The sequence below is a fragment of the Thiomonas sp. TH-17 genome (genome assembly GCF_057473305.1).
Map to the genome: position 1 here is coordinate 1 of NZ_JBYCKI010000027.1, position 8,331 is coordinate 8,331.

General features: G+C 62.3%; 12 protein-coding genes. 7 read left to right on the forward strand and 5 right to left on the reverse strand.

Annotated features, from left to right (window positions below; all coding sequences use genetic code 11):
- Positions 1 to 636, forward strand: a 636-nt coding sequence (locus AC2VLV_RS01855) for a hypothetical protein (RefSeq protein ID WP_486988386.1), incomplete at its 5' end; no start/stop codon positions are given.
- A 64-nt stretch (positions 637 to 700) separates the two neighbouring features.
- On the opposite strand, the gene def is transcribed toward AC2VLV_RS01855, so the two are convergent.
- From def to murB, 3 genes are read right to left on the reverse strand one after another with little or no spacing between them, the layout of a single operon-like run.
- Positions 701 to 1,234 (reverse strand): peptide deformylase, encoded by a 534-nt coding sequence (def, locus tag AC2VLV_RS01860; protein ID WP_486988387.1) that lies wholly within the window; start codon positions 1,232 to 1,234, stop codon positions 701 to 703.
- A gap of 22 nt (positions 1,235 to 1,256) precedes the next feature.
- Complete coding sequence (locus AC2VLV_RS01865) at positions 1,257 to 1,595, reverse strand: DUF4282 domain-containing protein (protein WP_486988388.1); 339 nt, start codon at positions 1,593 to 1,595, stop codon at positions 1,257 to 1,259.
- Positions 1,595 to 2,620 (reverse strand): UDP-N-acetylmuramate dehydrogenase, encoded by a 1,026-nt coding sequence (gene murB, locus AC2VLV_RS01870; protein ID WP_486988389.1) that lies wholly within the window; start codon positions 2,618 to 2,620, stop codon positions 1,595 to 1,597. Before murB ends, AC2VLV_RS01865 begins: the two co-directional genes overlap by 1 nt.
- A 43-nt stretch (positions 2,621 to 2,663) precedes the next feature.
- Between murB and AC2VLV_RS01875 the strand changes: the two genes are divergently transcribed.
- Together AC2VLV_RS01875 and AC2VLV_RS01880 are read left to right on the forward strand one after the other, a co-directional pair.
- Positions 2,664 to 3,149 (forward strand): YajQ family cyclic di-GMP-binding protein, encoded by a 486-nt coding sequence (locus tag AC2VLV_RS01875; protein WP_276708506.1) that lies wholly within the window; start codon positions 2,664 to 2,666, stop codon positions 3,147 to 3,149.
- Between the two features lie 6 nt (positions 3,150 to 3,155).
- A complete protein-coding gene (locus AC2VLV_RS01880) occupies positions 3,156 to 3,839 on the forward strand; it encodes a retropepsin-like aspartic protease family protein (protein ID WP_486988390.1) in 684 nt (227 codons plus the stop codon).
- 30 nt (positions 3,840 to 3,869) lie between these two features.
- On the opposite strand, the gene plsY is transcribed toward AC2VLV_RS01880, so the two are convergent.
- Entirely contained in the window at positions 3,870 to 4,502 is a 633-nt protein-coding gene (plsY, locus tag AC2VLV_RS01885) for a glycerol-3-phosphate 1-O-acyltransferase PlsY (protein ID WP_486988391.1), read from the reverse strand.
- A gap of 11 nt (positions 4,503 to 4,513) precedes the next feature.
- Positions 4,514 to 5,002 carry an aminoacyl-tRNA deacylase gene (locus tag AC2VLV_RS01890; protein ID WP_486988392.1) on the reverse strand — a complete coding sequence of 163 codons (489 nt, stop codon included), beginning with the start codon at positions 5,000 to 5,002 and terminating at the stop codon, positions 4,514 to 4,516.
- Between the two features lie 38 nt (positions 5,003 to 5,040).
- Between AC2VLV_RS01890 and AC2VLV_RS01895 the strand changes: the two genes are divergently transcribed.
- The 4 genes from AC2VLV_RS01895 to trpS all read left to right on the forward strand — a co-directional run.
- Positions 5,041 to 5,892: a 3',5'-nucleoside bisphosphate phosphatase gene (locus tag AC2VLV_RS01895; protein ID WP_486988393.1), complete on the forward strand. Its 852-nt coding sequence runs from the start codon at positions 5,041 to 5,043 to the stop codon at positions 5,890 to 5,892.
- A gap of 11 nt (positions 5,893 to 5,903) precedes the next feature.
- On the forward strand, positions 5,904 to 6,539 hold the full coding sequence (locus AC2VLV_RS01900; RefSeq protein WP_013105668.1) for an L-threonylcarbamoyladenylate synthase: 636 nt from the start codon (positions 5,904 to 5,906) through the stop codon (positions 6,537 to 6,539).
- Positions 6,540 to 6,629: 90 nt separating this feature from the next.
- Positions 6,630 to 7,289, forward strand: a complete 660-nt coding sequence (locus tag AC2VLV_RS01905; RefSeq protein WP_013105667.1) for a site-2 protease family protein — start codon at positions 6,630 to 6,632, stop codon at positions 7,287 to 7,289.
- A 30-nt stretch (positions 7,290 to 7,319) separates the two neighbouring features.
- Positions 7,320 to 8,331: tryptophan--tRNA ligase (trpS, locus tag AC2VLV_RS01910; RefSeq protein WP_486988394.1), on the forward strand; the 1,012-nt coding region annotated here is incomplete at its 3' end.

Here is an 8,331-nt window from a genome sequence, read left to right on the forward strand (position 1 = left end):
GTCGATGTGGCGGGCATCGGCACGTCTCCCATGACCACGCCCCCGGTCAACACGCCTGCAACGGGTTCCATCATTCTGGTGCAGGTACTCACGCAAAATACCGGCACTTTCTCCAGTCTCACCGACAACAAGGGCAACACTTACACGCGCATTGGCAATGCGCAAACCTATGCAGGGGTCGGGGCCGGCAGTTACCTGTACGCCTGCGTCAACGCCAAGGGCGGTACAGGACAGACCTGGAGCCTCAACAAGACGCCCAGCTACGAAGACAATGAGGCGACCCTGTTCGTTGTGGTGCTGTCGGGTGCGAGCGCATTGGGTGAAACGACCTACAGCAACACTCGCTCAAATGACAGCGCAAAGCCCCTGGTGACGACAGGCCCGAACAGTCTGGTCGTGTCCTTCTGGGGGCCGGCCGATTTCACCGGCTCTCAGAGCGATCCCACCAACGTCTACAACGCGCCAGCTGGCTGGACGCGTCTGGATATGGGCAACAACTCCCTGAACTCCAACAGTGGAGCCGATGCCTGGCAGACTGTACCCAATGCTGGCACTACGGTTAACCCAGTTTGGTCTGCGGAAACCGCCATCAACAACCCCACTAGCTCTATGTGGCTGGTGGAAGTGAAGCCCTGAGGTGTGAATGAATCCGGCGTGGCCAAGCAGCGGGCATGGCGGGTTTGTTTACACCCTCTCGGGTTCAGTCGTCAGCGATGTCCTGCCCGGGAAACAACGCGTCGGCAAAACCGAACCGGCTGAAATCGCGGATGCGCATGGGGTAGAGCTTGCCGATCAGGTGATCACACTCATGCTGCACGACGCGGGCATGGAAGCCTTCGGCCTCGCGGTCGATGGGGTTGCCATAGGCATCCATCCCGCGGTAGCGAATCCGGCGAAAGCGCGGCACCCAGCCGCGAAGGCCGGGCACCGATAAACAGCCTTCCCAGCCCTCTTCCTCGGCATCGTCGAGCACTGAAATTTCCGGGTTGATGAGGACGGTCTGCGGCACGGCTGGCGCCTCGGGGTAACGGGCACTTTGGCTGAAACCGAAGATCACCACGGCCAGATCCACCCCGATCTGAGGCGCGGCAAGGCCAACACCACCGGCCGCCTGCATGGTCTCGAACAGATCGGCGATCAGGGCATGAAGTTCGGGCGTATCGGCCTTGACCACCGGTTTGGCGACGCGCAATAGCCGGGGGTCGCCCATGCGCAAAATGGTGTGCAGAGTCATCGGCTAGCTCTCCAGTCAGCAGTCAGCGCAGGCCCGCGCGTTGTGACAGCAGTTGCAAGGCCTCGTGCATCTGCAGATAGGCGATGATGAATTCAAACATCATGCGCCACATGAGTTCCATGCAGAAAAAACACAGCAGAAACAACAAAACAGAGATCACGCGCCAACGCTTGGGAACGACCCGGCGAACCGCGGATGCTGACACGCCGCGCATCGACCGCCACAGGGCGAAACGATCGAGCCACAGCCAGACCGCCCAGGCCAGCAACGGCATACCGATGGCGCCCAGCGCGTAAACCACGCGCAGCACGTCCAGGCTGACAAAGGTGCGGAAGGCGAAAAAATCGACAATCGTCTGCATCACAGAATGACTGGTTCGGGCTCGAGGCGAAGGCCGAATTTCTGCTCGACGCTGTCTTGCACCGCGCGCGCCAGTTCCAGCACGTTGGCGCCCGTAGCCCCGCCGCGGTTGACCAGAACGAGGGGCTGCTGCTCATGCACCCCCGCGCGGCCCAGCGTTTGCCCTTTCCAGCCGCAGGCGGCGATCATCCACGCTGCGGCGAGTTTGTAGGTGCCGTCGTCCAGCGGGTAGCTGACGATGTCGGGATGTTCTTCCAGGATTTCATTGCGGATGGTGCGATTGACCACCGGGTTCTTGAAAAAGCTCCCGGCGTTGCCCAGCTTGGCCGGATCCGGCAATTTACTGGTTCGAATAGCGCACACCGCCTTGAACACGTCATGGGGCGATGGGTCGGAGATGTGCTCGCGCTGCAACCACCGCGCCACGTCCGCATACCCCGCCACAGGCGCCCAGGGCTTGGGCAGACGCAGACGAACGGCGGTGATGACCGACTTGCCCGCGAGTTCGCGTTTGAAAATGCTGTCGCGGTAGCCCAACCGACAATGTGCCGCAGGCAAGGTGGCGCTGCGGCCGGTGACGAAGTCGACCACATCCACTGACTCCAGCCGGTCTGACAATTCCAGGCCATACGCGCCGATGTTCTGCACCGGCGCCGCCCCCGCCGTGCCGGGAATCAGGGCGAGATTCTCCAGCCCGGCAAAGCCCTGCTCCAACGCCCAGATCACCACGTCATGCCAGGGCTCGCCGGCGCCCACTTCGATCAAGGTGGAACGGGCGTCGTCTCCGAGCACACGCAGGCCGCGAATTTCCGTCTTCACCACGACCGCATCGTCGATGTCGCGGGTGAACAGCACGTTGCTTCCGCCGCCCAGAATGAATTTGGGCGAACGCCCCCACTCGGGATGATCGACCACCAGACGAACATCGCGCGCACTGCGCACCCGCACCAGACGCCGCGCCGTGGCGTCGATGCCAAAAGTGTTGAATGCGCGCAGAGGCACATCGGTTTCGAGTTCCAGACTCATAGAATCCCACAGATCAAACTCTCATTATCTTCAAGGTTCTCTCATGCCCTCTTTCGATGCCGTTCTCGAACCCGATCTTGTCGAAGTGCGCAACGCCTGCGATCAAGCGGCGAAGGAAATCGCCACCCGCTTTGATTTCAAGGGCAGTTCCGCCCAGGTCGAGCAGAACGACAAGGCTCTCACGCTGACGGCCGACAGCGACTTTCAGCTCGGGCAGGTGCGCGATGTGCTCATGGCCAAGGCCGCCAAGCGCAAAATCGACCCACGCTTTTTCGACCTCGGGAAAATCGAAAAAATTTCCGGAGACAAGGTCAAACAGGTCATCACCGTGAAGGCCGGCATTCCGCAGGAGCTGGCGAAAAAGATCACCGCAGCGATCAAGGGCTCCAAGCTCAAACTGACCTCCGCGATTCAGGGCGACATCGTGCGCATTACTGGTGCCAAGCGCGATGATCTGCAGGCGGCCATGGCGGTGCTGCGCAAAGACATCGAGGAAGCGCCGCTGTCATTCAACAATTTTCGGGACTGAGCTGGCGTGAACAAATCCGCCAGGCTGCTGTGCTCTTCGTTTGCTGAGCGCACTGCTCGCTGGGTCGCAGCCTGCACGGCCTTTGCGCTCTGCGGCAACCCGGCCTTTGCGGCGACGGCAAGCGTGGGCCTCGCTGGAAAATTTGGCGATCAGGCGCTGCTGGTGATCGACGGGGGCGCGCCGCGCACACTGCGCATCGGCCAGACGGTGCAGGGCGTGAAACTGTTGGCCCTTTCGGACCAACAGGCCACGGTAGAGGTCAGCGGGCAGAAAATGCAACTGGGCCTGGGCGCCGCACCGCTGAGCGTGGGGGCGACGGCCGCACAGCGTACTGTTCTGTTTGCGAGGTCAAACGGACAGTTCGTGACAGAGTGCCGCATCAACGGCGAACTGTTGCGCATGATGGTGGACACGGGGGCCACCCGCATCACCCTCAGCCGAGAGCAAGCCCAGCGGCTGGGCCTCAATCTACAAAACGGAAGAGCCTCGGCCGTCAACACTGCCAATGGCACCATCCCTGCAACCTTGATTGATCTCGACAAAGTGCGCGTGGGCCATATCGAGCTGCATAACGTGCCCGCCGTGGTGATCAACACCCCAATGCCTTACGCCCTGCTCGGCATGAGCTTCCTGCAGCGGGTCAATATGCAGCACGACGGCGACCGCATGACCCTGAGCCCCCGATATTGAACGGAACGGGAAGACCCCGCATTTTCCGTCTTACTTTTTTCGCCCGATGCGGCTTTCTTCGCCGCTCATCAGCTTCTCGATATTGTTCTTGTGCCGCCAGATCAGCAGCGCGCTGATGATCACCAGGGCAAGCAGCAGCGCCGGGTCGGCGTTCCAGGCCAGACCACCGCCAAACCAGTAATAAAACGGCGCGAACACCGCAGCCACCAACGCAGCCAAAGAGGAGTAGCGAAAAAACCCGGCCACGATCACCCAGGTGGCCAGCGTGGCGAGCCCCAGCCAGGGCTGGATGGCCAGCAACACGCCAGCCGCCGTCGCCACGCCTTTGCCGCCCTTGAAATGGAAAAAAACAGGGTAGAGATGCCCCAGAAACACGGCCACAGCCACCAGGGCCACACCCGGCGCGCCGAGCCCGAAGCCAGGGCCGATCACCAAGGCCAGCCAGACCGCCAACCAGCCTTTGAAGGCATCGAGCAACAAGGTCAGGATGGCGGCGAGCTTGTTGCCGCTGCGCAGCACATTGGTTGCGCCCGGGTTGCCCGAACCGTAGGTGCGAGGATCGGCCATGCCCATGACGCGGCTGACCAAGACGGCGAACGACAGCGATCCCAACAGATAGGCCAGCCCGGCGAAGATCAGGGCCACAACGTTCGATGTATTCATGCTTCGTGATTCTATTGAACGCAATTCACCCAGCGCACCTGCAAAACCGCGTCGAGCACGTCGGGGGAGAGCCCCAGCAGATAGCCGCGCCGCCCGCCATTGATGTAGATGCGCTCCAACGTCCGCACTGATTGCTCGCCATAAATCGGCATGGCCTTGCGCAGTCCAAATGGCGACGTTCCGCCGACCAGATACCCGCTGTGCCGCTGCGCCACCTCTGGCTTGCAGGGCTCGACCTGCCGCGCACCGATCGCCCGCGCCAACTGCTTGGTCGAAACCTCCCGGTCGCCATGCATGAGCACGACCAGCGGTTGCGATGTGTCGTCTTGCATCACCAGGGTTTTGATCACCGCGTGCACCGGCAGCCCCAGGCTCTGCGCGCCCCAGGCGGCTCCGCCATGATCGACATACTCGTACACATGCTCGGTGTAGGTCACACCTTGCGCGCGCAGCCATTGCGTGGCCGGGGTCAGGCTGATGTGTCGGGAAGATTTGCCCATCCGGCGCAGTTTAGACGCCCTCCCTACAATGTCGCATCATGTCTGCTTCTTCTGCGCGCAACCCCGATCTGCACTGTCATTCCACGGTTTCAGACGGCACACTGGCGCCTGCCGCACTGGCGCAGCGGGCCCGTGCGAATGGGGTCGATCTCTGGGCGCTCACCGATCACGATGAACTCGGCGGCTTGGCCGAGGCGCGGCAAAGCGCCGAGGCGCTGGGTTTGCGTTTTGTACCCGGAGTGGAAATCTCGGTGTCGTTCGCCGCGCAGACCGTGCACATCGTGGCGCTGAATTTCGACGATTCTCATCCAGTCTTACAAGGCGGACTGCAACAGATTCGCTCCGGCCGCGACCAACGCGCAAAAGACATGGCGGCCGATCTTGAAAAGCATCTCGGTCTGTCCGACGTGTATGCCGGCGCGCTGCGCCATGCGGGCAACCCGGCGCTGATGTCGCGCACGCACTTTGCCCGCTTGCTGGTGGAACTCGGCGTGTGCCGCCAGACCCACGAAGTGTTCAGCCGCTATCTCACACCGGGCAAGCCCGGCTATGTCGAACACGAATGGGCCCGCCTCGACGATGCCCTGAGCTGGGTTCGCGCAGCCGGGGGAATCACTGTGATCGCCCATCCGGGGCGCTACCGCTTCACCGAAACCGAAGAGTGGGCCCTGCTGGAACGCTTCAAGTCACTGGGGGGTCAGGGCATCGAGGTGGTAACCGGCAGCCATACCGCAGCGCAGGCCCGGAAATACGCCAAGCTCGCGCTGGAATTCGGCTTTTACGCCTCGCGCGGCTCCGATTTTCACAGCCCGGGAGAAAGCGTCTGCGACCTCGGGCGTCTCGCCCCCCTGCCCGCCGACCTCGCTCCCGTCTGGGATCTGCTGCATTGAACCCCTCCACCATGGCGCAATACTTCAACCTGCACCCCGACAACCCGCAGCTTCGGCTGATCAAGCAAGCCGCCGCCGTGCTGCACAGTGGTGGCGTGGCGGCGATTCCGACCGACTCGTCTTATGCCCTGGTCTGCCATCTCGACGACAAAGCCGCAGTGCAACGCCTGCGACAAATCCGCCAGGTGGACGAGCGCCATCACCTCACCCTGCTGTGCAGCGATCTGTCCGAGCTGGGCAACTATGCCCGCGTGGACAACCGGCAATACCGTCTCATCCGCGCCTGCACGCCGGGGCCCTACACCTTCATTCTCGAAGCCACCAAGGAAGTGCCGCGCCGGGTGTCGCACCCCTCGCGCAAGACCATCGGCGTGCGGGTGCCGCAAAACGCCGTTGCCCACACCCTGCTGGTGGAAATGGCCCAGCCCCTGCTCGCCACCACCTTGATTCTGCCCGGAGACGAACACGCGCTGAACGACGCCGCCGACATTCGCGACCAGCTCGAGCATCAAGTCGATCTGGTGCTCGACGCCGGGCCCTGCCCCAGCGAGCCCACCACCGTGGTCGATCTGTGCGGCGCCGAGCCCGTGGTCATTCGCATCGGGCGCGGGCCGCTCGATGCTCTGGGTCTTCCGGCCCTGCAGTAAACACCGCACTCAACCTCTTCATCCTTTGCGCAGGGCGGGTCAAGCCGCCCCTGGCCCGCCCTGTCACAACGCCCTTCCTACAATTTCCGCATGGATCAACTCATACAGGCTGTCACCGTCTACGCCCTGCCGGTGCTTTTTGCCATCACCCTGCACGAAGCGGCGCACGGCTATGCGGCGCGCTACTTTGGCGACAACACCGCCTACATGATGGGTCGCGTGTCGCTCAACCCGGTGCGGCACATCGATCCGATCGGCACCATCCTCGTGCCACTCATTTTGTATTTCGCCACCTCCGGCGCGTTTCTCTTTGGCTACGCCAAGCCGGTGCCCGTGAATTTCGGGCGACTGCGCAACCCCAAGAGCGACATGATCTGGGTTGCGCTCGCCGGACCTGCTTCCAACTTTTTTCAGGCTTTTCTCTGGGGCCTGCTGCTCGTCGGTCTGCACGCCTTCGCCGTCAACGAGGTCTATTTCTACGATGTCGCCCAGGCCGGCATTCTGGTGAATCTGGTGATGTTCGTCTTCAACCTGTTTCCGCTGCCGCCACTCGATGGCGGCCGCATTCTGGTGGGGCTGCTGCCCGTACGACAAGCCATCGCCGTTTCGCGGGTCGAACCGTACGGCTTTTTCATCGTGATGGCGCTGGTGCTCACCGGCATCGTCACCAACTTCTGGCTCAGCCCGCTCATGGCACTGTCCATGCAAGTTCTCAAGGTTCTGCTCAGCCCCTTTCAGATGCTCCTCTGAGCCCCCTTTTCTCATCCGACTCTTTTCCCTATGAATCTCCCTGCACAGGCCGATGGCGCAACGGGCGTCGATGATCGTGTTTTGTCTGGCATGCGCCCCACGGGTGCGCTGCACCTGGGGCACTACCACGGCGCCTTGAAAAACTGGGCACAGTTGCAAAACGCGCACGACTGCTACTTTTTCGTCGCCGACTGGCACGCGTTGACCACCCATTACGAAACGCCGGAAACCATCTATGCGCACACCACGGAGATGGTGATCGACTGGCTGGCCGCCGGCGTCGATCCGAACAAGGCCACCTTGTTCGTGCAAAGCCGGGTGCTGGAGCACGCCGAGCTGTTTCTGCTGCTGGGCATGGGCACCCCGCTGTCCTGGCTGGAGCGTGTGCCCACTTACAAAGATCAGATCGCCAATCTGAAGGACAAAGACCTGACGACCTACGGCTTTCTCGGCTATCCACTGCTGCAGGCCGCAGACATACTCATTTATCTGGCGCGCTATGTGCCCGTCGGGGCCGATCAGGTGCCGCACATCGAGATGAGCCGTGAAATCGCGCGGCGTTTCAACAATCTCTATGGCAAAGACCCCGCGGTTGAGGCGCAGGCGCGAGCCGCCGCGGCCAAATTACCTGAGGACGTTCGCGCACAACTCGCCGCCCTGCGCCGCGCCGCCGATCAGGAGGGGCTGACCGAAAAACGCGAACAAGCCCGCGAACTGATCGCCGCCAGCAAACTATCGCGTGCAGAAAAAGACGCCCTGCGCGCGCAGCTCAGCGGTGGCCGCAGGCAGATCCTGCGCGAACCCGAAGCGCTGCTGACCCCCGAGTCCAAGCTGCCCGGTCTGGATGGCCGCAAGATGTCCAAGAGCTACGGCAATTCCATTGCCATCCGGGAAGAGCGCGCGAGCGTCGAGCACAAAATCAAACGCATGCCCACCGATCCCGCACGCGTCAAGCGCACCGATCCCGGCACGCCCGAACTCTGTCCCGTCTGGCAATTCCACCTGGCCTACACCGACGACGCCACCCGCGACTGGGTGCAAC

Excerpts from the sequence above, each read along its gene's own strand:
- AC2VLV_RS01865 (WP_486988388.1), bottom strand. The coding sequence starts at position 1,595 with ATGCAGACGATTGTCGATTTTTTCGCCTTCCGCACCTTTGTCAGCCTG.
- AC2VLV_RS01875 (WP_276708506.1), top strand. The coding sequence starts at position 2,664 with ATGCCCTCTTTCGATGCCGTTCTCGAACCCGATCTTGTCGAAGTGCGC.
- AC2VLV_RS01890 (WP_486988392.1), bottom strand. The coding sequence starts at position 5,002 with ATGGGCAAATCTTCCCGACACATCAGCCTGACCCCGGCCACGCAATGG.
- def (WP_486988387.1), bottom strand. The coding sequence starts at position 1,234 with ATGACTCTGCACACCATTTTGCGCATGGGCGACCCCCGGCTATTGCGC.
- plsY (WP_486988391.1), bottom strand. The coding sequence starts at position 4,502 with ATGAATACATCGAACGTTGTGGCCCTGATCTTCGCCGGGCTGGCCTAT.
- murB (WP_486988389.1), bottom strand. The coding sequence starts at position 2,620 with ATGAGTCTGGAACTCGAAACCGATGTGCCTCTGCGCGCATTCAACACT.
- AC2VLV_RS01895 (WP_486988393.1), top strand. The coding sequence starts at position 5,041 with ATGTCTGCTTCTTCTGCGCGCAACCCCGATCTGCACTGTCATTCCACG.
- AC2VLV_RS01900 (WP_013105668.1), top strand. The coding sequence starts at position 5,904 with ATGGCGCAATACTTCAACCTGCACCCCGACAACCCGCAGCTTCGGCTG.
- AC2VLV_RS01905 (WP_013105667.1), top strand. The coding sequence starts at position 6,630 with ATGGATCAACTCATACAGGCTGTCACCGTCTACGCCCTGCCGGTGCTT.